This window comes from Micromonospora polyrhachis (assembly GCF_014203835.1).
Classification (GTDB): Bacteria; Actinomycetota; Actinomycetes; order Mycobacteriales; family Micromonosporaceae; genus Micromonospora_H; species Micromonospora_H polyrhachis.
Genome location: NZ_JACHJW010000001.1, coordinates 2,839,819 through 2,862,181 on the forward strand (window position 1 = coordinate 2,839,819; position 22,363 = coordinate 2,862,181).

The window sequence follows — 22,363 nt, forward strand, 5'->3', positions numbered from 1 at the left end:
CGTACGGTGACGCCTGCCGGCCGCACAGCGTAGCCGGAAGGCCAGCCCGGAAGGCGGTGGACGTGACAACACACCGAAAAGCCTGGACGAAGCGGGCCGGTGTGGTCTTGGCGCTGGCAGCGAGCGCCCTTCTAGCCCTCCCCGCCACACCCGCATCGGCTGCGGAGATCAGTGTGTCCCCGGGTTCGGTCAAGGTGCGCGCCGGCGGGGACGCCACCGTGATGGTCAACATCAGTAGCGGCTCACCGAACGAGGACGTGACGGTCAACGTCACCGGCCTCCCCCCAGGCGTCAGCTGTAGCTCCGGTTGCGGTGAGGTCTCACTCAACATCACGGGCAGCAAGTCCCACGCATTGACGCTCAAGGCCGCCAACAACGCCCCGGCAGCCAACGGTGCCTCCGCCACGGTGCAACTGGTAGCTCGATCCGGTGACAGCACGAAGCCGCTGTCAGTCACCGTCACCGCCGCCGAGCCGGAGGTGGAGACGGTTACGGAGGTCTCCGGGCGGGTCAGCGGGAGCAGCGGCAACGCGATTGCCGGTGCGGACGTCGTCCTCACCGACTCGAAGGGCGGCCGGTTCTCGACCACTTCGAGCAGCAGCGGTCGGTTCTCGTTCACCGGCACCAAGCAGCGCCCGATCGCTCCCGGCGGGCTCACCCTCGGCGCTGCCAAGGACGGCATCACCACCACGAGGAGCCTCTCCGGTACGGCCGGGCAACGGCTCACCGGCCAGTCACTCCGGTTGGAGATCGCCGGTGCGACGCCCACCGCGACCGCCAGCGCTCCGCCCACCGTGGGCCCCGACGAGACTCCGGAAGAGACGGCTGAAGCGACCGAGACCCCGCCCGCCGCCGCCCAGGAACCCACCAGCGACGAGTCCAGCGGCAGCGGGATGTCGTGGCTGCTGATCATCCTCGGCGGTCTGCTCGTCGCGCTCGGGGTGGGTGCCATCGTCCTGCTGTTGATGCGTCGCAAGGAGAACAACTCCGAGGACGACGAGGACGACGGCCCATCCGATCCGCCGTCTGGGCGGCGGGGAGCCGCCTACCGGGACGACCTCGACGAAACCCGGATCACCACCCGGGCCGGGGCCGATCCGACCATGGTCGCCGGAGCGTCACTCGCTGACGCACCGACCATGATGCACAACCGTCCGTTGGTCGACGACGAATTCCCCGACCCGTACGGCGCACCACTGCCGAGCCAGAACCCGCAGTCGCCGAGCTACGGCGGTCAGCAGGGCTGGGCGAACGACGATTACGGCAGCAACGCCCCGACCCAGGTCGGCTATGGCGCCGCCGGGGCGGCGGCGGGCACCTACGGCAGCAACACGCCTTCCTCGGGTAGCGGCTACGGCAACGCCCCCTCCTCCGGAAGCGGCTACGGCAACGCGCCTTCCTCGGGCAGCGGCTACGGCAGCACCCCCTCCTCCGGAAGCGGCTACGACAGCCGCGACCGCGAATACGGTGGTTCGTCCGGCGGCTACGGTCAGTCGGGTGGCTACGGTCAGCGCTACGACGAACCAACCGGACGCTACGAGCCGGGCAACGACGACTACGGCCCAGCGGCCGATCCCTACGCCACCGGCTCCTATGGCCAGTCCGGCGGCCCCGAGCCAACCCGGAGCTACGGCCGGGAGGGTGGCGGCGAACCCGAGCCGACCCAGGGCTACGGGCAGTACGGCCAGTCTGGCGGCTACGACGCGCCCAGCGCCGGTGGTGGCTACGGTCAGCGCGACAGCTACGAGTCCGGGTCGACCGGCTACGGCGGCGACCAGCCCACGACCGGTCGTGGTTACGACGAACGTGGTGGCTACGACGATCGCGGCGGCTACGGCAACCGGGGCGGCTACGAGGATCGGGGCGGCTACGGCCAGGTCCCCGATCAGCGCGGGGACGGATACGACACCCGCGGCTACGACCAGGGTGGCTACGGTGGCACGGCACCGGAGGACCGTACCCGGGTGGACGGGCCTCCGCAGCAGAACCGATCCAGCCGGCGATCATTGGACTGGTTGGACGACTGACGGGGCCAACCGGCGGTCCAAACCGGACCCGGCGGCTGGCGAGCGTACGCAGGTGGCGGATCGAGCCCTCTTCGCCGAGGGCGTCGGTCCGCCACAGTGCTTCTCGGGCTGACCAGTACTTTCCGAACGGCCCGTGCCTTCCACGCTGTCTTCGCCGGGTCTCGGGCGGTCAGGTCAGCCGGCAACGAAGACACCGTGGTGCAACACCGGCACCACCGGGGAGACGTCCCGCTGGACCGCGATCTCCACATCCTCGGCGAAGCCTCGTTCGGCCAGTTCCCGGCCGGAGACACAACCTCGGATGGCGGCTGGCAGGTCGGTGACGCTGGCCAGCGTCGCCAGCGCCATCGCGGCTTCCACCGACAGTCCGGCCGGTACGGTGGCGAGCACGTCGAGGATCGCCGCCGCCCCGAGCTGATCCTCCACACAGGGCCGCAGTGTGCCGTCCGGCCAGCGTTCCCCGGCGGCGATCACTCCGATCGGGGCGTCTGTCGTCCCGTACCCCCGGCTGCGCAGCCATCGTCCGACGGCGGTGGCGTTACGGACGGAGCCGGCGAGCACCAGCCGGCCGGTCGCGGCGGCTGCCGCGCAGATCGCCGAGCCGTTCGGGGAGGGCAACACCAGGTCCGTCACGACCGGGGCGGTAGTCAACGCCGCTGGCGACAGGGACCATGGATGGTCCGGGGTGACCGCAGTCCGTCCGACTGCGGCGACCCCTCCCACCCGCAACGCGTATTCGGTCGCCTGGGCACCCCAGGGGAAGGGATGTACTCGCATTCCCCGGCCCACCGCCACCTGCACCGAGGTGGTGAAGGAAAGCACGTCGACGACCACCAGCGCGGCGCAGACCCGCCCCAACTCGGCAGCCCCGGTAAGGCCCCAGTCGAAGCGTGCGCCCGTACCCGGCTGGGTGTGAGCGGCCTCGGCCCGGGCGGATGCCCTGGCCAAGGCCTCAGTGGCCGGCGGAGGTCGGCACACCGCCCGCCGGGTCCGCCGGTCCGTCCACCGGCTCCGCCTGGCCACCTGGCTCAGCCGGGTTGACCTGCTCAGCCTGGTTGAACTGCCCGGACGCCACGGTCGCCGAGGTCAGCTCCTCGGGATCGGCCACCGAGCCGGACACCGTACCGCCGAAGATGCTCGGCATGGTCGACGTGAAAGCGGTCCGCAGCTCGTCCAGCGTCAACCGGAACTGCCCGCGTACTTCCAGGGCACCACTGGTCGGTTCGGTGACGCCGATCAGGGTCCAGGGCAGTCCGCGCTCCGCGCAGAGCGCGGTGAACGCCTTCTCCTGGCCGTGCGGCACGGTGACCAGGGCCCGACCGGTGGTCTCGCTGTAGAGGTAGACGAACGGCATCGAGCCACCCGCGAACTCCTCCGGCAGCGCGATCTGCGCCCCGACGCCGTATCGCAGGGTCGACTCGACCAGCGCCTGGGCGAGGCCACCGTCGGAGAGGTCGTGCGCGGAACGGACGTGCCCCACCCGGGCCGCCTCCGCGATCGTCTCGGCCAGTACCCGTTCCCGGGCCAGGTCCACCCGGGGCGGAACACCGCCGAGGTGACCATGCGCCACCCAGGCCCACTCGGAGCCGGAGAGTTCCACGTGGGTCTCACCGAGCAGGAAGATCAGATCCTGGTCGGCACCCGCCGACCGAGCGAAGCCCATCGGCACCCGCTGGGCGACGTCGTCGAGTACACCGAGCACCCCGACGACCGGCGTCGGGTGGATCGCCGCCGCACCGGTCTGGTTGTAGAAGCTGACGTTGCCCCCGGTGACCGGGATGCCCAGTTCCGCACACCCGTCGGCGAGGCCGCGTACCGCCTCGGCGAACTGCCACATCACGCCGGGGTCCTCGGGCGAGCCGAAGTTGAGACAGTTGGTGACGGCGATCGGCTGGGCACCGCTGACCGCGACGTTACGGTACGACTCGGCCAACGCCAGCTTCGCGCCGTTGTACGGGTCGAGCCGGGCGTACCGGCCGTTGCCGTCCACGGAGAGCGCGACACCGAGGCCGGTCTCCTCGTCGACGCGGATCACGCCCGCGTCCTCGGGCTGAGCGAGCACGGTGTTGCCGAGGACATAGCGGTCGTACTGCTCGGTGACCCAGGACTTGTCGCACAGGTTGGGCGAGGCGATCATGCGCAGCACGGTCTCGCGCAGCGCCTCCGGGGTGGCCGGTCGGGGCAACGTCTCGGCCCGGTCCGCCTGGAGCAGGATCAGGTCCGCCGGCTCTCGCATCGGCCGGGCGTAGACCGGTCCGTCGTCCACCAGCGAGCCCGGCGGCACGTCGACCACGACGTGGCCCCGCCAGGTGACCAGCAGCCGACCGGGCTCGCCGTCCGGTTGGGCCGGGGTGACCTCACCGATGGCGGTGGCGAGTACGCCCCACTTCTCGGCGGTCTTGAGTACGGCTTCCAGCTTCTCCGGCTCGACGACGAGCAGCATCCGCTCCTGCGACTCGCTCGCCAGGATCTCGTGCGGCTCCATCGACGGCTCGCGCAGTGGCACCCGCTCCAGCCAGACCCGCATCCCGGTGCCGGCAGCGGCGGCGGTCTCGGTCAGCGCGCAGGTCAGCCCGGCACCGCCGAGATCCTGGATACCGACGACGAGTTGGGCGTCGTAGAGCTCCAGACACGCCTCGATCAGCAGCTTCTCGGTGAACGGGTCACCGACCTGCACCGACGGGCGGCGCTGCTCACTGGCCTCCTCGAAGGTGGCACTGGCCAGCACCGAGACGCCCCCGATGCCGTCCCGGCCGGTCTTCGCGCCCATCAGCACGACCACGTTGCCGGGACCGGCAGCGGCCTTGTTCTGTAGCCGGTCGACCGGCAGCACACCGAGGCAGAGCGCGTTGACCAGCGGGTTTCCCTGGTAGCAGGGGTCGAAGACGACCTCGCCGCCGATGTTGGGCAGGCCCAGGCAGTTGCCGTAGCCGCCGACGCCGGCAACCACGCCCGGCAGCACGCGAGCGGTGTCGGGGTGGTCGGCCGCGCCGAAGCGCAGCGGGTCCATCACCGCGACCGGGCGGGCACCCATCGCCAGGATGTCCCGGACGATGCCGCCGACGCCGGTCGCCGCACCCTGGTACGGCTCGACGAAGCTCGGGTGGTTGTGCGACTCGACCTTGAAGGTGACCGCGAGCCGGTCGGAGATCTGGACGACCCCGGCGTTCTCCCCGATCCCGGCGAGGAGTCGGTCGCTGGGGGGTGCCTTCTCACCGAACTGGCGCAGGTGGACCTTGCTCGACTTGTAGGAGCAGTGCTCGCTCCACATGATCGAGTACATGGCCAGCTCGGACTGGGTGGGGCGACGGCCGAGGATCTGCCGGATGCGGTCGTACTCGTCGTCGCGGAGCCCCAGCTCCGGATAGGGCTGCAACTCGTCGGGACTGGCGACCGCCTGGGCGACCGTGTCGGGACCGTCGACCAGGTCGTCGGCGGAGATGGCACGGGACGACGCGGCGGCCAGCGGCGGATCGGCCGAAACCGGGTGCCGTGGCGTGGGGGCGAGTCCGTCGGCCGGCATGGCCACCGTCGCCCCCTCCTCGTTCGCTCCGATGTCGGACTGAGTGGTCATGCCGGCGCCCCCGCCAGGTGCTTGAGGATCGAGGTGAAGAAGCCGAGGCCGTCGAGCGAGGGGCCGGTCAGCGCCTCCACGGCGTGCTCGGGATGCGGCATGATGCCGACCACGTTGCCGGCCTCGTTGGTGATCGCCGCGATGTCACGCTGCGAGCCATTCGGGTTACCGTCCACGTAGCGGGCCACGACCCGCCCGGTCGCCTCCAGCTCGTCCAGGGTGCGCTGGTCGGCGACGTACCGGCCCTCGCCGTTCTTGACCGGGATGAGCACCTCCTGGCCCGCCTGGTAGACGTTGGTCCAGGCCGTACCCGCCGACTCGATGCGCAGCAGCTGGTCCCGGTTACGGAAGTGCAGATGCTCGTTGCGGGTCAGCGCGCCCGGGAGCAGGTGCGACTCGCACAGGATCTGGAAGCCGTTGCAGATGCCGAGCACCGGCAATCCGCCCCGAGCCGCAGTCACGATCGTCCCCATCACCGGGGCGAACCGGGCGATCGCCCCGCAGCGCAGGTAGTCGCCGTAGGAGAAGCCACCGGGTAGCACCACGGCGTCGACACCGTGCAGGTCGGCGTCGCCGTGCCAGAGACGTACCGCCTCGGCTCCGGCGATCCGAACCGCCCGGGCGGCATCCCCGTCATCGAGCGAGCCGGGGAAGGTCACCACACCGATGCGGGCGGTCACGGCCGAGCGCCCTCGGTGTCGTCCATCTCGACCACGCGGAGCGTGAAGTCCTCGATGACCGGGTTGGCGAGCAGCTTGTCGGCTATTTCCCGGGCACGATCGAGGTCCGGCTCACCGGTGAACTCGATCTCGACCCGGCGGCCGATACGTACGGAAGACACATCGCTGACCCCGAGCCGTGGCAGCGCGTTTGCGACAGCCTGGCCCTGGGGATCAAGAATCTCCGGCTTGAGCATGACGTCGACGACGACGCGAGGCACGGGGCACTCCTGACTGTGTACGCAGTTGGGATCCGGCCCATCGAGGGGCGAGCAAGAGCCAGCCTACCTGGCAGGTAGAGCAGGTGACGCACCGGTCAGCCCGGGGCGCGTCCGGTGGTCGGCGCTCCAAGACACTTACCGCATCGATCCGGGCGCATCGTCACGCATCGCCGCGGAAATGCCGGCACTCGCCGCCCCGGTGAGGGGATCTTTCGGGGCGACCACACATCGCGGAACCCGCTCGCGCCGCCGCTCGCACCGCTGATCGCGTCCTGGGGGCGTGGGTCAGCCGGTGGACCTACCCGATTGATCGGATACACGGCCCCAGTCGATTGCCAATTAATAGTCAAACTTCGATTTGACTCTTGTGGATGACAGTCGAACGTCCTAGCGTGTGGCGTCGGAACGGCTGGTTCTCCAAACCAAACGTTCCATGACACCAACCCGTACGGCGGAAACCTCGCCGCCTACGGGGGCTCACCCGACCCGGACCCCGGGTGCCTCCCCCTCGGAAGGAGCCACACGCATGCGTCTCCGCCTCGCCACGGCGATCTTCGCCACCGCCCTCGCCGCGGTGCTCGCCGCCCCATCGGTCGCCTCGGCCGCGCCACAGCCGATCATCGGTGGCGGCACCGTCTCGTCCGCCCCCTGGGCCGCCGCCGTCTTCAGCAACGGCTCGTTCACCTGCTCCGGAACGATCATCTCGTCCCAGTGGGTGCTCACCGCCCGACACTGCGTCAGCGGCACCATGTCGGTCCGGGTCGGCAGCGTCTACCGCGCCTCCGGCGGGGTCACCCGGACCGTCTCCGCCTCGTACTCCCGCTACGACCTGGCGCTGCTCCAGCTGAGCAGCGCGGTCAGCACCTCGTACGTGACCCTGTCCAGCAGCTACCCGCCGGTCGGCTCCACCAACTCGATCTACGGCTGGGGCATGACCTGCTACAGCGGCTGCTCCGCGTCGTCCCAGCTCAAGACCGCCAACGTCCAGGTGACGAGCACCAACGTGACCGACGCGTACGGCGGTCGGGCGATCCGCAGCACCCGGATCAACGGCAACGCGTGGCGTGGTGACTCCGGTGGGCCCCAGTTCTACAACGGTGCCCAGGTTGGGGTTGCTTCGACCGCCGACGGCCAGAGCATCCAGAACTACGGCAGTGTGGCGTACAACCGGGCCTGGATCACCTCGGTGTCCGGCGTATAACCCATTCGTGGTCCCGCGGCGCGGACGTGCCCGATCGGTCGGGCCGTCCGCGCCGCGTCGTTTCGCAGAACGCGGCACGTGAAGCCGGCTCACAATTCCGCCGGTCCGGGCTCTGCCAACATCGACAGGGTGCTGGTCGTGACGATGGACCATTTACCCGGTTACGAGATCCGCCAGATCCTCGGCGAGGTGGTGTCGTCGATGGCCCGGACCCGTAACCCGTACCGCGAGGGGGTCAAGAACCTGCGCGGTGGTGCGTACGACCCGAAGGCACCGGAGAACCTCACCCGGTGGCGTACCGACTCAGTGGCCAAACTCGGTGAGGAAGCCCGCCGACTCGGCGCCAACGCGGTGATCGGGATGCGATTCGACCACCGCGAGGTCGGCGAGATGTGGATGGAACTGTGCGCGTACGGCACCGCCGTGATCGCGTACCCGGTGGCGACGCCCGCGCCCGACCAGCCGCTGGTGGCGGCGGAGACGGCGCAGCCGGCCAGCGGCTCCAGCCTGGGCGCGATCGCCGAGCCGGCCAGCGCTCCCGACCTGGGCAGTGCTGCCGGCACCCCGACCCCCCGCAAATGACCGGCCGGCTCGACGGCCGATGGTGGTCGCCGGTGAGGCGACAGGGTCAGGCGGCAGCGGGCGACCGGCGGTCAGAGGATCGGTGCGGGCTGGTACGCCGCAGCCGCCGGATGGGCCGCGACCACCTCGGCGACCCGGGCCGCCACCGACCGCACCTGGGCCGGAGCGGCACCGACGAAGTCGGCCCGATCGGCCACCAGGGAGTCGATCTCGGCGCGGGTCAGGCCCAGCCGTTCGTCGGCGGCGAGCCGGTCGAACAGGTCGTTCTCGGTCGTCCCCTTCTCCCGCATGGCCAGCGCCACACCGACCGCGTGCTCCTTGATCGCCTCGTGCGTGACCTCCCGGCCGACGCCCCGACGTACCGCCGCGACGAGGATCTTCGTGGTGGCCAGGAAGGGCAGGAAGCGGTCCAACTCGCGGTTGATCACCGCCGGGTACGCGCCGAACTCGTCCAGCACGGTGAGGAACGTCTGGAACAGCCCGTCGGCGGCGAAGAAGGCGTCCGGCAGCGCCACCCGACGGACCACCGAGCAGGAGACGTCGCCCTCGTTCCACTGGTCACCAGCCAGTTCGCCGATCATCGACAGGTAACCCCGGATGATCACCGCGAAGCCGTTGACCCGCTCGCTGGACCGGGTGTTCATCTTGTGCGGCATGGCGCTGGAGCCGACCTGCCCCGGCTTGAAGCCCTCGGTCGCAAGCTCCTGGCCGACCATCAGCCGGATGGTGGTCGCCAGTGACGACGGCGCGGCGGCGGTCTGCGCCAACGCGGACACGACGTCGAAGTCGATCGAACGCGGGTAGACCTGGCCGACGCTCTCCAGCACCCGGGAAAAGCCCAGGTGCTCGGCCACCCGACGCTCCAGTTCGGCGACCTTCTCCGAATCACCGTCGAAGAGGTCGAGCTGGTCGGCGGCGGTGCCGACCGGCCCCTTGATGCCCCGCAACGGGTACCGCTCGATCAGATCGGTCAGCCGTTCGTACGCGATCAGCAGCTCCTCCGCCGCCGACGCGAACCGCTTGCCCAGCGTGGTGGCCTGCGCCGCGACGTTGTGCGACCGGCCGGTCATGACCAGGTCGGAGTGCTCCACCGCCAGCCGGGCCAGCCGGGCCAGGGTGGCGACCACCCGATCCCGGATCAGCTCCAACGAGCGGCGTACCTGTAGTTGCTCGACGTTCTCGGTGAGGTCCCGCGAGGTCATGCCCTTGTGCACGTGCTCGTGCCCGGCCAGCGCGCTGAACTCCTCGATCCGGGCCTTCACGTCATGCCGGGTGACCCGCTCCCGGGCCGCGATCGAGGCCAGGTCGACGTGGTCGAGCACCCGCTCGTACGCCTCGACTACCCCGTCGGGCAGCGTGATGCCGAGATCCCGCTGCGCCCGGAGTACGGCCAGCCAGAGCCGCCGCTCCAGCCGGATCTTCTCCTCGGGCGACCAGAGGGCGGCCAGTTCGGCCGAGGCGTACCGGTTGGCGAGGACGTTCGGGATACTCGTCACGCCCCGAATTCTTCCCCACCCGAGTCGGGCGGCCCGAGCCAGGTCGGGCGGCGCGACGACGACTCGTGCTGGCAGCTACTCGCGACGACCGGCCCGGATGGCAAGCCGGTCCAGGTAGCCAACCTGAAGTACGCCGAACACGACGAGCAGCAGCAACACGACCGGAATCGGTAGGACCAGGCCGAACACCTCGGAGACGCTCCCGCCCGGAAGCAGGCCCATCCGCATCGTGGCGAGCAGTGCCAGCGGGGCCGGCATCACCTCCCCGGTCGAGACGAGGTACGGCCACAGCAGGTCCTGCGCGCCGAGTAGCCAGGTGAGCAGTCCGGCCAACCCGACCATCGGCAGCGCCGGCAGCAGCATGCTCGTAGCGAGTCCCTGGCCAGCCCGCCAGCGTTCGTGCTGTCCCCGGAACAGCAGGGTGAACGCCACCAGCGCCGGAATCGACAGCCAACTCGGCGGGATCAGTCCGACGAAGGTGTTGAGCTGGTCGGCCTCACGGGCCCGCTCGAAGCCGGCGATCGACAACGGGCCGGTACCAACGAAGAACCAGGGGGCGAACGGCAACAGGAGCAGTTCGCTGAACCGACCCAGCGGACGCAGACCGCCGATGGCGAATCCGCCAAGCACGGCGATGCCCACCGCGACCACCGCCGAGATCAGCGGCGGGATCCAGGTGTCGACCAGCAGCGAGCCGGTAGTCAGTTGATCCGGCGTCGGTCTGGTGGGGCCGAAGAACGCCCGCAGCCACGGGAACAGGGTGTAACCGAGGATGGTCAGGAACGCCACCAGCCCGAGAACCAGCAGGACGATCGCGACCGGATGGGGCTGCTGCCGCCCCGCTACGACCGACGGCACGGAGGCCGATCCGGGCAGCGGTGCGGCCGACGGTACGGAGACCGAGGGCCCGGTCGCCGGGGCAGAATCGACCTTGACCGCCGCCGGTGCGGCCGTACGGTCCCGCCAACCCTCGAACTCGATCCGGGTACGGGTGGCGATGAGCAGCCCGACGGCCAGCAGCCCGAGCACCGCAAGGATGCCAAGAAGGATGGTGAGTGCGGCGGCACCGAGGCCGAAGTCGAAGCGGCGCAGGCTGTTCACCAGAGCAACGAAGACCGGCGTTGCCGCCTCGTTCCGAATCCCCGGAATGGTGTTCTGCAGGGTGAACGACTGGAGGCCGGTAGCGACGACGCCGAGCCCGAGCGTGCCGCCGACCGCGACCAGCGCCAGCCCGGTCTTGCCGCCAGCGGTGGCGCGACGCCGTACCACGCTCAGGAACAGGGTGGCCGCGACAGCGACGACCAGCCCGAACGTCATCCCTGCCGCCATGCCCACACTGGTGAGACGCGGGTTCTCCGCCCAGGTGTCCAGGTCGGCACGGTACGTCCACCAGGCGACAGCCAGTGCGGTCGGGGCGTAGCAGGCCAGGGGAAGGACGAGCAGTCCCCGGGTCACCAGGCGGGCCACCCGACCGGCCCGGTCGGCCACGAGGGCGAGTAGCGGAGCGGCGACCAGCGCCAGCAGCAGCGGCACGAGGCTGAGCAGCAGGGCGAATCCGATCGAGCCGAAGAACCCGATCTCGGACAGCCGGCCGTAGTTCGACCCGCCGACGGCCTCCGGCGGCAGGTACATCCTGTCGCGCTGGAAACTCTTCACCACCGTCGTGATGCTCGGGATCACGTACGACCACAGCAGTGCCACGATCGCCGGCACCAGCAGCGCCAGGCCGAGCCCGATGCGTACCCCGAGGCTCGGACCGGAACCCGGAACGCCAGCCGGCGGCTGCCCCGACACGAAGGGCGAGGTGGCCGGAGCGGACGACGGCGGCCCTGGTGCGAAGGGTGGGGTGGCTGTCACCCGGTCGAGGCTAACGGGGTCCCTCCGCCGCCGCAGTACCTCCCGCCGGGATTACGCGCTGATCTGATATCTGCTACCTGACTGTGGCGGGCTCCGGATCGGTCGGCGTATGCGCTGCCGCGCCCGTCGGAGGGTTCGTCAGCCGCCGTACCCCTGGGCTGGCCACCATGCCGAGCACCGCCAGCAGCACCAGACCGGCGGCGGCCAGCAGGGTCGGGCCGGTGCCGATGGCCAACGCCACCGGTCCGACCGCGATCTGTCCGATGGGGATGGCCAGGAAGGAACCCAGCGCGTCGTACGAGTAGACCCGGGCCAGCCGGTCGGCGGGGATGTGCTGCTGCATCGAGGTCTCCCAGGCGACGCCGAACTGTTCCACCGCCAGCCCGGCGAGGAAGCCGGCGACCAGTAGTACGACGAGGTGGGGCGTCCAGGCGAGCGCTACCAGCAGCGGCACCTCGGCCAGCATGCAGACCACCCCCAGCAGGAGCAGCCGGCGTACCCGGATCCGCAGCGCGACCAGCGCGCCGACGACCATCCCGGTGGTCTGCACGGCGAGCACGATCCCCCAGGACCGCCGGCCGATCGTGTCGTCTGCGACCGCCGGGCCGAGCACGTTGACGCCGCTGGTCAACGCCGCGTTGATCAGCATGAAGCCGAGCACCACGCTCCAGAGCCACGATCGGGAACTGAACTCGCTCCACCCCTGCCGCAGTTGGGTCCAGGTGCCGGCCTTCGCGACCAGACGGTCGCGGAGAGCGGTGACGCGTACCCGGGTGAAGGCGAGTGCGGCCAGGCCGAAGGTGGCGGCGTCGACGGCCAGGCCCCAACCTGGCCCGACGGCGGCGACCAGGATGCCGCCCAGTGACGCGCCACCGATCATGGCGGCGTTGATGCCGAGCCGGTTGAGCGCGTTGGCCGACTGCAACAACTCCACCGGCACGGTCTGTGGCACGAGGGCGGCGGCGGCCGGGAAGGCGAACGCGGTCACCATCCCGTTGGCGGCGCTGAGGGCGATCAGCAGCGGAATCGTGGCGGTGTCGGTCAACACCAGTACCGCGACCGCGGCCTGGGTGATCCCGGCCAGCGTGCCGGCGGCCACCAGCACCGCCTGCCGGGGTAGTCGGTCGGCCAGCACCCCACCGAAGAGGAGGAAGAGCACGTTGGTCAGGGACCGGGCCCCGACGACCAACCCCAGATCGCGTACGGAGCCGGTCAGGTCGAGTACGGCGAAGGCGAGCGCGATCGGGGCCACCGAGTTGCCGAGCATGGTGGTGAACCGACCGGCCACCAGGTAGCGGAAGGCACTGTGCCGCAGCGGGGCCCAGGTCGACGGTGTGCTGGCCAGCTCAGTCTTCGCGGCTGCCATCTCAGTCTTCGCGGCTGCCATCTCAGTCCTCCGTCATCTGGAACAACGCGACGGTGGCGCTCACCCGGATGGTTCCCGGCGTACGGAGTGGCTGTGACGCCTGGTGCAGTGTCTCGGCGGCGGTGGCGATCTGGTCCCGTACCGTCTGCCAGGTCTCGGGGTCGATCCAGAACTCGGCGTCGGTAAGGAAGTTGTCCGACGAGCGGCGGGCCTGCTCGCCACGACGGCGTAGCTCGGTGGCGAGTGCGGCGTAGAGCAGCCGGTGGTCCCGGGTCGGTTCGGCGTCCCCCGGCGTCGGTCGGCGGCGATCGAAGTCATGCGTGGCGTCGTACCGGTAGCGTTTCGCGACCCCGCCCCGGATCCGCTCCTCGCCAGCGACCTGGATGACACCGGCGTCGAGCAGGTGGCGCAGGTGGTAACTGGCGTTGGCATGGGTGAGGTCCAACTCCCGGGCCACCTCGGCGGCGGTCATCTCCGTCGCGGTGAGCAGGGACAGGATCCGCAGCCGTACGGGGTGGGCCAGCGCCCGCAACTCGACGGTGGGGTCACGTTCCACCGGCCCATCTCCCAAAGACATGTTGGGGAGTCTAGGTGTCCCGTTCGCCAACCGTCAAACAACTGTTGGATAGTCGGGGGTGAAGATCAGCAGTGCGGAGAACCTCGCCCGCTGCTCATGCTGTCGCCTTTCCTCCCGTCGCTGGCTCCGGATGCCCCGGCACGGCACGGGCCAGCGCGTGCAGCAGGTGACGCGCCGCGGCGGAGGGCGGCCCCGGGGGGAACGGCCAGCGACGTGGTGATCGTGGGCTCGGCTAGCGGGTACAGCTTTACCCGTAGGTCGTCCTCACCAGCCTGCTGTCCGCGCGGCTGCCGGCACCGACGCGGGCTTCCGGCCTGGGACTGTTCAACCTCGCCTGCTTTGTCGGTGGCGCCGCCGTATCGGCCTGGGCCGCTGCCCTGACCACATCAATGGGACGCACCACACCGATGCTGGTGATCGGGCTGTTCCCACTCGCCGCCGCCGTCCTGGTGCTGTCGCGCATGGCACCGAGCCGCCACGACCGGTCGACGACCTCGTCGTCTCGTTGCCCATCCCGCCTCGCCTAGCCGCACCCGGTACGAGCCGTTCGACTGAACCGGGACGACCACAACCCGAGAGTCAGGAGTTCTCATCCTGTCTGGCGGGCAGTCGACCAGGGCCGAATTCCCGCCTGGGAAACCGGCCCTGGTCAGCGTTCCAGGATCGCCACCACGCCTTGGCCACCGGCCGCGCAGATGGAGATCAGCCCGCGGCCCGAGCCCCGCTCGGCGAGCAGCTTGGCCAGGGTGGCGACCAGCCGCCCCCCGGTCGCCGCGAACGGGTGCCCGGCGGCCAGCGACGAGCCGTTGACGTTGAGCCGGCTCCGGTCGATCGGACCCAGCGGGGCGAGCAGACCCAGCCGGGTCTCGCAGAACTCCGCCGACTCCCAAGCGGCGAGGGTGGCCAGCACCTGCGAGGCGAACGCCTCGTGGATCTCGTAGTAGTCGAAGTCGCTCAACGCCAACCCGGCCCGGGCCAACATCCGGGGTACGGCGTACGCCGGGGCCATCAACAGCCCCTCCTCGCCGTGTACGTAGTCGACGGCGGCCACCTCGGAGAAGGTCAGGTACGCCAGCACGGGCAGGTGGTGTTCGGCGGCCCAGGCCTCGGAGGCGAGCAGCACGGTCGAGGCACCATCGGTCAGCGGCGAGGAGTTACCGGCGGTCATGGTGGCCTGTGCGCCGTCCGCCCCTCGGGTGCCGAAGACCGGCTTGAGGGCGGCCAGTCGGTCCATCGCGGTGTCCGGGCGCAGGTTCTGGTCCCGGGTCAGCCCCAGGTACGGCGTCATCAGGTCGTCGAAGAAGCCGCGCTCGTACGCGTTGGCCAGCCGATGGTGTGAGCGCAGCGCCAACTCGTCCTGGGCCTCGCGGCTGATCCGCCACCGCTTCGCGGTGATGGCGGCATGCTCCCCCATGGACAGTCCGGTACGCGGTTCGGCGTTGCGGGGCACCTCGGGCCGGAACGGCTGGGTGGGGCGTAGCCGGGTGGCGGCGCGGAGCCGGCCGCCGAGCGTACGGGCGTGGTTGATGCTGAGCAGGGTGCGCCGGAAGTCGTCGTTGACGGCGAGCGGAGCGTCGGAGGTGGTGTCCACGCCGCCGGCGATGCCGACCTCGATCTGCCCGAGCGCGATCTTGTTGGCGACCAGGATCGCGGCTTCCAGTCCGGTGCCGCAGGCCTGCTGGATGTCGTATGCCGGGGTGTGCGGGTCGAGGCGGGAGCCGAGCACCACCTCGCGGGTCAGGTTGAAGTCACGGGAGTGTTTGAGCACCGCCCCGGCGACCACCTCGCCGACCCGCTGCCCGGCCAGGCCGAACCGGGCGAGCAGCCCGTCCAGCGCCGCGCCGAGCATGTCCTGGTTGGAAGCCTGGGCATAGCGTCCGCTAGAACGGGCAAATGGGATCCGGTTCCCCCCGATGACCGCGACACGACGTACGGTTTCCACGGTTCCGCCTCCCCAACCCGGGTTGCCTATACCCTACTCACGAGTAGGCTACGCCCATGAGCGACAGGTACGCGACCTTTGCCCGCTCCGGACCCGGCCGGGCCCTGGTGAAGCGACTCGGCCTGCCCGATCCGCCCTCACTTCGGCGGCACCAGCCCGGCGATTCCCTGGTCACCGGTCCGGTCCTCCTCGATGCCGCACCCGGCGGCCGGCTACGGGAACCGGTCGCCGCCCTGCTGACCGCCGCCGGGGTCGAGTTGCGTGCCCCGGCGACGCTCGGAGCCGATCACGATCCGACGACGGCCGTCTCCGATCACGATCCGACGACGGCCGTCTCCGATCACGATCCGACGATGGTCGGAGCCGACATCGAACCGACGATGGTCACCGCCGATTCGGCCACCGTAGTACCCGAACCGTCGATGGGGCAGCCGCCCCGCAACGCGGCCCTGATCTTCGACGCTACCGGAATCACTGATTCGACCCGGTTGCGCCCGCTCTATGACTTCTTCCACCCGCACGCCCGCGCCCTGCTCCCCTCCGGCCGGGTGATCGTCCTCGGCACCCCGCCCGAACTGTGCGCCGCCCCCCGGGAGGCCACCGCACAACGAGCCCTGGAGGGCCTGACCCGCAGCATCGGCAAGGAGTTCGGCCGGGGCACCACCGCACAGCTCGTCTACGTGGCCCCCGGCGCGGAGGGTGCGGTCGAGTCGACCCTGCGCTTCCTGCTCTCCGGCCGGTCCGCCTACGTCTCCGGACAGGTGATCCGGATCGGGCAGCCCACCGACCAGCAACAGCCGGTCGACTGGGAGCGCCCGCTCGCCGGAAAGGTCACCCTGGTCACCGGCGCGGCCCAGGGCATCGGCGCGGCCATCGCCCGGGTGCTGGCCCGCGACGGCGCACACGTCGTGGCGCTGGACGTACCCGCCGCCGGCGAAGCGCTGGCCGCGGTCGCCAACGAGATCCGGGGTACGGCACTCCAGCTCGACCTGACCGCCGCCGACGCGCCGACCCGGCTGGCCGAGCACCTTGCCGCCCGACACGGTCGGGTCGACGTGGTCGTGCACAACGCCGGAATCACCCGGGACAAGACGATCGGCCGGATGGACGCGACCCGCTGGGACTCGGTGCTGGACGTCAACCTCTCCAGCCAGGAGCGGATCAACGACGTACTCCTGGCTCGTGACCTGATCACTGCCGGCGGGCGGCTCGTCGGCGTCTCCTCCATCGCCGGCATCGCCGGCAACCGGGGGCAGACCAACTACGCCACCTCCAAGGCCGGGGTGATCGGACTGGTGCAGTCGATGGCACCGGTGCTCGCCGGTCGGGGCATCACCATCAACGCGGTCGCCCCCGGGTTCATCGAGACGAACATGACGGCCCGGATGCCCACCCTGCTGCGCGAGGCCGGGCGGCGAATGAACAGCATGGCGCAGGGCGGCCGACCGGTCGACGTGGCCGAGACCGTCGCCTGGTTCGCCTCACCGGCCTCGGGCGGGGTGACCGGCAACATCGTCCGCGTGTGCGGCCAGAGCCTGTTGGGGGCATGATGTCCACTCCCGAGAATTCCGCCACCGACCCCTACGCCGACCTGCCCACGGCGGCGCTGCCCAACACCGATCCCCCCACCGTCCAGCTGCCCATCATGGCCCCGTCGTACGCCCCGGCCGAGCCGCCCACGGCGATGCTGACCACCATCGAATCACCCACGGCGACGCTGACCGCCGACGGTCCGTCCACTGTCGAGCTTGCCGAGCTGCCGGCGATCGGCCCGCTCTACCGCCGGGCGGCGCTGCGAATGTTCCCCCGACCCGGTCGGCCGGCCCGCGCCACCCAGCTGCCGGCGACCGGGCTGCTGGTCCGGAACGTCACCGTCGACCGCGAACACCTGGCCGCGTACGACCGGGCGTGCGGGTTCCGACTCACCGACGCACTGCCCGCGACGTACCCGCACGTGTTGGCGTTTCCGCTGACGATGCACCTGTTGGCCGCACCGGACTTCCCCGTCGCGCTGGTCGGTCTGGTGCACGTGGCCAACCAGATCACCACCGAGCGGGCGATCGACGCCGGGGAACCCCTCGACCTTTCGGTCCGTGCCGTCGACCTGCGACCGCATCATCGGGGCCGGCAGTTCGACGTACTGGCCACGGCCACGGTCGACGGGGTGGTGGTCTGGCGGAGCGTGTCGACGTACCTGAGCCGGGAGAAGGGTGCGACGACCGGCGGGACGGGGCGCGAGGTGGATGAGCAGTCCGCTCCGCCGGCCGCCACCGGCCGCTGGTCGGTCGACCGGCACACCGGTACGACCTACGGCCGGGTCTCCGGCGACCGTAATCCGATCCACACCTCCCGGTTGGGTGCACGACTGCTCGGCTTCCGCCGCCCGATCGCGCACGGCATGTGGAGCAAGGCCCGTTGCCTGGCGGTGTTCGAGGGTCGGCTGCCCGACGCGTACACGGTCGACGTGGCGTTCAAGACCCCGATCCCGCTGCCCGGCACGGCCGCCTTCCGCAGCACACCCACCCGGGAGTTCACCCTGTACGACGAGCGCTCCGGCAAGCCCCACCTGGTCGGCTCGGTAAAGGCCACGACTCACTGACCGCCGCGACCGGGCACTGTCCACAGTGCCCGTTCGAGGCCGAGGCGGCGCAGGGAGCAGGAACGTCCCGTTGACGCGTCGACGCGGTAAAGGGTGGCGCGCACCCGTACCGCGAGTTATTCTCGGCTTGAGACTTTCTCGGATCGAGGAGAACTGACGCTGTGACCGAAGAGGATTTCCTCGCCACGTACGACCCACGGGCGTTTCCCCCGGTCGCGGTAACCGCCGACGTGGTCGCCCTGACCATCCGCGACGACGCGCTGTACCTGCTGCTGATTCGCCGCGCGGAGCCACCGTATGCGGGATTCTGGGCGCTACCCGGCGGCTTCGCGCGACCTGACGAGGACCTGGCCACCTGCGCACGGCGCGAGTTGGCCGAGGAGACCGGACTCGGCGGCGAGCGGCTGCGCCGCGTACACCTGGAGCAGCTGGCCAGTTACAGCGCACCCGACCGCGATCCGCGGATGCGGGTGGTGTCGGTCGCCCATCTCGCGTTCGCTCCCGACCTGCCCGACCCGGCCGCCGGCACCGATGCCGAGGACGCGGCCTGGCTGCCGGTGGCTGACCTACCTACCCGGCAGCTCGCCTTCGACCACACACGGATCGTCGACGACGGCTTGGAACGAGCCCGGTCCAAGCTGGAATACACTCCGCTGGCCACCCGCTTCCTCGGCAGCGAGTTCACCATCGGTGAGCTGCGCGCGGTCTACGAGACGGTGTGGGGACACGCGCTACACGCCGGAAACTTCCACCGCAAGGTGCTCTCGGTGGCTGGCTTCGTGGAAAGCACCGGCGCGACCACCGAACACGGCGGGGCACGCGGCGGCCCCCGTGCCCGGCTCTACCGGGCCGGTGACGCCCGACTCCTGCATCCAGCGCTGCTGCGCCCAGCGCAGGAGGAGACGATCCGGTGAACCTCGTCGAGGCGCTCCGCCACGTCGCGACGGCCCGCACCGATCAGGAACTCTTCGGCGACATCGAGACGGCCCGGCAGTACCGTCGACTGGTCGCCGCCCTGCACCCGGACCGGCTCGGCGCCGTCACCGCTGCCGAGCGGGCCGCCGCCACCGAGGCGTTCGTCCGAGTCACCACCCGCTGGCGGGCCCGGCACGCGATCATCACAGTCGGGACGTACCGCCTCGGCACCGTCGCACACGCCGGCGACCTGACCGACCTCTACGACGTCGGGCCGGGCCACTGGCTCAAACTCCCCCGCGACCCGACCAACAACGACCTGATGGAACGCGAGGCCATCGCCCTGCGCACGCTGGCCGAGCGGGGCGATCCCCGCTATCTGCCGTACGTGCCCCGGCTGGTCGAGACGTTCCGGCACCGGGACCCCGCGACCGCCGCCCGACGCCTGATCAACGTGGTCGCCACCGCACCCGGCCTGCACAGCCTCGCCGAGGTCCACCGGGCCTACCCGCACGGGCTCGACCCCCGGGACGCGGCCTGGATGTGGCGGCGGCTGCTGGTCGCGCTCGGTCTGGCCCACCGGGCCGGCGTGGTGCACGGTGCGGTGCTGCCCGACCACGTACTCATCGAGCCCACCGAGCACGGCGTGGTGCTCGTCGACTGGTGCTACTCGGTAATCGGCGAGGACACCGTTCCGGCGCTGGTGCCGGCGTACGCCGACTGGTATCCGCCCGAGGTGCCGGCGCGACACAGGCCGGGCCCGGGCACCGACATCGCCATGGCGACGCGCTGCATGACGTACCTGATGGGCGACCGTGCACCGCAGGCGCTGCGGGCCTTCGCCGACGGCTGCACCCCACGGCCGCTGCGCGCCCGCCCCGACGACGCCTGGCGGCTGCTCGGCGAGCTGGACGACGTGATCGAGCGCCTTTACGGCCCACGGACCTTCCGCCCCTTCGCCCTGCCCACCGACTCGTCCCGCTGACTGTCCCACTGACTTGTCCCACTGACTTCGACTTCCCACCCGACCTGGAGGCTGACATGGGTAGTGGAACCTGGTCCACCGACGTATACGACGCCGCCGACCGCTATCGGCGGTCGACCGGCACCAGCGCCTTCGCCTACAGCGACGGCGGGGCTCGCACAGTCCACCCCGACCTCGACCCGTCCGGTGCCGCACGGGAGAGCCGTGACTCGACCGAACACCCCGAGTCGTTGGCGATCGCCGTCCTCTTCGACGTCACCGGCTCGATGCGTCGTGTGCCGCGGGTGCTCCAGACCAAGCTCCCGCAGCTCCTCGGCATGCTGCAACGCAAGGGGTACGCCCGCGATCCGCAGATCATGTTCGGCGCGATCGGCGACGCCACCTGCGACCGGGTACCGCTCCAGGTCGGGCAGTTCGAGTCCGACAACCGCATGGACGACGACCTCGGCCGGATCGTGCTGGAGGGCGGCGGAGGCGGGCAGATGACCGAGTCCTACGAGCTGGCCCTGTACTTCATGGCCCGGCACACCTCGATCGACTGCTTCGAGCGCCGGGGACACCGCGGCTACCTGTTCATCATCGGCGACGAGCTGGCCTACCCGAAGGTCAAGCCGCGCGAGGTGCGCAAGCTGATTGGCGACGAGCTGACCGAGGGCATCCCGTTGGCCAGTCTGATTCGCGAGGTGACCCGCAAGTACGACACCTACTACCTGTTGCCGGCCGGAACCGGGTACGCCGGAGACGCGCGGGTACTGGACTACTGGCGGGACCTGCTCGGTCAGAACGTCCTCGAACTGGACGACCTGAACGCGGTCTGCGAGACGATCGCGCTCACCATCGGCCTTGGCGAGGGCACCGTCGACCTCGACACCGGCCTGCACGATCTCGGCAAGGCGGGATCGAAGACCACTCGGACGGTGTCGAAGGCACTGGCCCGCGTTGGTGCCGACCAACGGGCGACCACAGTGTCGCCCCTGCCGGCGGTTCGGACCAACGGGGATCGGATCACCCGGCTGTGAGCCATGTGATCGTGGTCGACCTCGGGTACGGCGACGCCGGCAAGGGCACCGTCGTGGACTGGCTGTGCGCGACCCGGCCGGTCCACGCGGTGGTCCGCTTCAACGGGGGCGGGCAGGCGGCACACAACGTCGTCCTGCCCGACGGCCGCTGGCACACCTTCGCGCAGTTCGGGGCGGGCACGTTCCAGCCTGGCGTGCGGACCCACCTGTCCCGGTTCATGGTGGTCGACCCGCTGGCGTTGGCCGTCGAGGCCGACCACCTCGCCATGATCGGGGTGCCGGACGCGCTCGACCGGCTCACCGTGGACGCTTGGGCACTGCTGACCACCCCCTACCACCGGGCCGCAAACCGGGCCCGCGAGGTCGCCCGGGGAGCCGGCCGGCACGGCTCCTGCGGAATGGGGGTGGGCGAGACGATCGCGTACGACCTCGCCCACCCTGGCGAGGCACCCCGGGTGGGTGACTGCGCCACGCCGGGGGTGCTACGCGAGCGGCTGGCCGCGCTACGCGACCGACTCACCGCCGAACTCGGCCCGCTGGATGCACCACCGGTGGACGACTGCGTCGCCGCGTTCACCGCCTTCGCGGAACGGGTGTCCATCGTGGACGGCGATTACCTGACGACGCTGCTGCGGTCTGGAACCTGTGTCTTCGAGGGCGCCCAGGGCGTGCTGCTGGACGAGTGGTACGGCTTCCATCCGTACACGACCTGGAGCACGACGACGTTCGCCAACGCCGAGCGGCTACTCGCCGAAGCCGGCATGGCGGGGCACGCGACACGCCTCGGCGTACTGCGTATCGTCACCACCCGGCACGGTCCGGGACCACTGGTCACCGAGGACCCGAACCTGCCGTTCATCGACCCACGCAACCCGACCAACCCATGGCAGGGCCCGTTCCGGTTCGGGCACTTCGACGCGGTGGCCCACCGGTACGCGCTCGACGTGGCCGGTGGGGTCGACGGGTTGGCGCTGACTCACCTGGATCTGGCGAGCCCGCAGCTGAAGATCTGCCGTCGCTACGACTGGACGGAACGGCTCGTACCCGGCCCGGCCGGGGACCTCGACCACCAAGCCACGCTGACCGAGCAGCTGCTGCGCTCCAGGCCCGAGTACGACGAGCCGGTCAGCGACTGGATCACCACGGTCGAGGACGAACTGGCCCGCCCGGTGGTGCTCAGCTCCCACGGCCCGACGGCCAAGGACAAGTCGACAAGAGGGTCACTACTGGCTCCGGTCCCGGCGGCAAGTTCCTGACCATCTCACCAACGGGCATTCCGGTAC

At 70.5% G+C, this 22,363-nt stretch carries 18 protein-coding genes; 9 read left to right on the forward strand and 9 right to left on the reverse strand.

The genetic code is table 11. From position 1 onward, the window contains the following. The first annotated feature begins 62 nt into the window (after positions 1 to 62). Positions 63 to 2,027 carry a carboxypeptidase-like regulatory domain-containing protein gene (locus FHR38_RS12195; protein ID WP_184534775.1) on the forward strand — a complete coding sequence of 655 codons (1,965 nt, stop codon included), beginning with the start codon at positions 63 to 65 and terminating at the stop codon, positions 2,025 to 2,027. Positions 2,028 to 2,201: 174 nt separating this feature from the next. Here FHR38_RS12195 and FHR38_RS12200 read toward each other — a convergent pair whose 3' ends face one another. From FHR38_RS12200 to purS, 4 genes are read right to left on the reverse strand one after another with little or no spacing between them, the layout of a single operon-like run. Continuing rightward, entirely contained in the window at positions 2,202 to 2,975 is a 774-nt protein-coding gene (locus FHR38_RS12200; RefSeq protein WP_184534776.1) for a 2-phosphosulfolactate phosphatase, read from the reverse strand. A 4-nt stretch (positions 2,976 to 2,979) separates the two neighbouring features. Then, entirely contained in the window at positions 2,980 to 5,550 is a 2,571-nt protein-coding gene (purL, locus tag FHR38_RS12205; RefSeq protein WP_184539573.1) for a phosphoribosylformylglycinamidine synthase subunit PurL, read from the reverse strand. A gap of 47 nt (positions 5,551 to 5,597) precedes the next feature. Beyond that, positions 5,598 to 6,281, reverse strand: a complete 684-nt coding sequence (purQ, locus tag FHR38_RS12210; RefSeq protein ID WP_184534777.1) for a phosphoribosylformylglycinamidine synthase subunit PurQ — start codon at positions 6,279 to 6,281, stop codon at positions 5,598 to 5,600. Next, positions 6,278 to 6,541: a phosphoribosylformylglycinamidine synthase subunit PurS gene (gene purS / locus FHR38_RS12215; RefSeq protein ID WP_184534778.1), complete on the reverse strand. Its 264-nt coding sequence runs from the start codon at positions 6,539 to 6,541 to the stop codon at positions 6,278 to 6,280. The genes purQ and purS overlap by 4 nt, the downstream gene beginning before the upstream one ends. 526 nt (positions 6,542 to 7,067) lie before the next feature. On the opposite strand from purS, the gene FHR38_RS12220 reads away from it, so the two are divergent. Continuing rightward, positions 7,068 to 7,742 carry a S1 family peptidase gene (locus FHR38_RS12220; RefSeq protein WP_184534779.1) on the forward strand — a complete coding sequence of 225 codons (675 nt, stop codon included), beginning with the start codon at positions 7,068 to 7,070 and terminating at the stop codon, positions 7,740 to 7,742. Between the two features lie 129 nt (positions 7,743 to 7,871). Beyond that, positions 7,872 to 8,324 carry a YbjQ family protein gene (locus FHR38_RS12225; protein ID WP_376771399.1) on the forward strand — a complete coding sequence of 151 codons (453 nt, stop codon included), beginning with the start codon at positions 7,872 to 7,874 and terminating at the stop codon, positions 8,322 to 8,324. 71 nt (positions 8,325 to 8,395) lie between these two features. On the opposite strand, the gene purB is transcribed toward FHR38_RS12225, so the two are convergent. The 5 genes from purB to FHR38_RS12250 all read right to left on the reverse strand — a co-directional run bounded on the left by purB (position 8,396) and on the right by FHR38_RS12250 (position 15,562). Next, positions 8,396 to 9,820 (reverse strand): adenylosuccinate lyase, encoded by a 1,425-nt coding sequence (gene purB, locus FHR38_RS12230; RefSeq protein WP_184534780.1) that lies wholly within the window; start codon positions 9,818 to 9,820, stop codon positions 8,396 to 8,398. Positions 9,821 to 9,895: 75 nt separating this feature from the next. Continuing rightward, complete coding sequence (locus tag FHR38_RS12235) at positions 9,896 to 11,677, reverse strand: sugar ABC transporter permease (RefSeq protein WP_184534781.1); 1,782 nt, start codon at positions 11,675 to 11,677, stop codon at positions 9,896 to 9,898. A 73-nt stretch (positions 11,678 to 11,750) separates the two neighbouring features. After that, positions 11,751 to 13,064 (reverse strand): MFS transporter, encoded by a 1,314-nt coding sequence (locus FHR38_RS12240; protein WP_246446466.1) that lies wholly within the window; start codon positions 13,062 to 13,064, stop codon positions 11,751 to 11,753. Position 13,065: 1 nt separating this feature from the next. Next, positions 13,066 to 13,620, reverse strand: a complete 555-nt coding sequence (locus tag FHR38_RS12245) for an ArsR/SmtB family transcription factor (RefSeq protein ID WP_184534782.1) — start codon at positions 13,618 to 13,620, stop codon at positions 13,066 to 13,068. Positions 13,621 to 14,269: 649 nt separating this feature from the next. Next, complete coding sequence (locus FHR38_RS12250) at positions 14,270 to 15,562, reverse strand: acetyl-CoA C-acetyltransferase (protein ID WP_184534783.1); 1,293 nt, start codon at positions 15,560 to 15,562, stop codon at positions 14,270 to 14,272. A gap of 56 nt (positions 15,563 to 15,618) precedes the next feature. On the opposite strand from FHR38_RS12250, the gene FHR38_RS12255 reads away from it, so the two are divergent. From FHR38_RS12255 to FHR38_RS12280, 6 genes are all read left to right on the forward strand, one after another. After that, on the forward strand, positions 15,619 to 17,112 hold the full coding sequence (locus FHR38_RS12255; RefSeq protein ID WP_184534784.1) for a 3-oxoacyl-ACP reductase: 1,494 nt from the start codon (positions 15,619 to 15,621) through the stop codon (positions 17,110 to 17,112). A gap of 134 nt (positions 17,113 to 17,246) precedes the next feature. Then, positions 17,247 to 18,161 (forward strand): MaoC/PaaZ C-terminal domain-containing protein, encoded by a 915-nt coding sequence (locus tag FHR38_RS12260; RefSeq protein ID WP_184539579.1) that lies wholly within the window; start codon positions 17,247 to 17,249, stop codon positions 18,159 to 18,161. Positions 18,162 to 18,322: 161 nt separating this feature from the next. Further along, positions 18,323 to 19,075: an NUDIX hydrolase gene (locus FHR38_RS12265; protein ID WP_184534785.1), complete on the forward strand. Its 753-nt coding sequence runs from the start codon at positions 18,323 to 18,325 to the stop codon at positions 19,073 to 19,075. Next, positions 19,072 to 20,061 (forward strand): protein kinase family protein, encoded by a 990-nt coding sequence (locus FHR38_RS12270; RefSeq protein WP_184534786.1) that lies wholly within the window; start codon positions 19,072 to 19,074, stop codon positions 20,059 to 20,061. The genes FHR38_RS12265 and FHR38_RS12270 overlap by 4 nt, the downstream gene beginning before the upstream one ends. Positions 20,062 to 20,117: 56 nt before the next feature. Continuing rightward, positions 20,118 to 21,080: a hypothetical protein gene (locus tag FHR38_RS12275; protein ID WP_184534787.1), complete on the forward strand. Its 963-nt coding sequence runs from the start codon at positions 20,118 to 20,120 to the stop codon at positions 21,078 to 21,080. Then, the gene (locus FHR38_RS12280) at positions 21,077 to 22,336 is read left to right on the forward strand and encodes an adenylosuccinate synthetase (RefSeq protein ID WP_184534788.1); all 1,260 of its coding nucleotides are present in this window, start codon (positions 21,077 to 21,079) and stop codon (positions 22,334 to 22,336) included. The genes FHR38_RS12275 and FHR38_RS12280 overlap by 4 nt, the downstream gene beginning before the upstream one ends. Positions 22,337 to 22,363 lie beyond the last annotated feature (27 nt).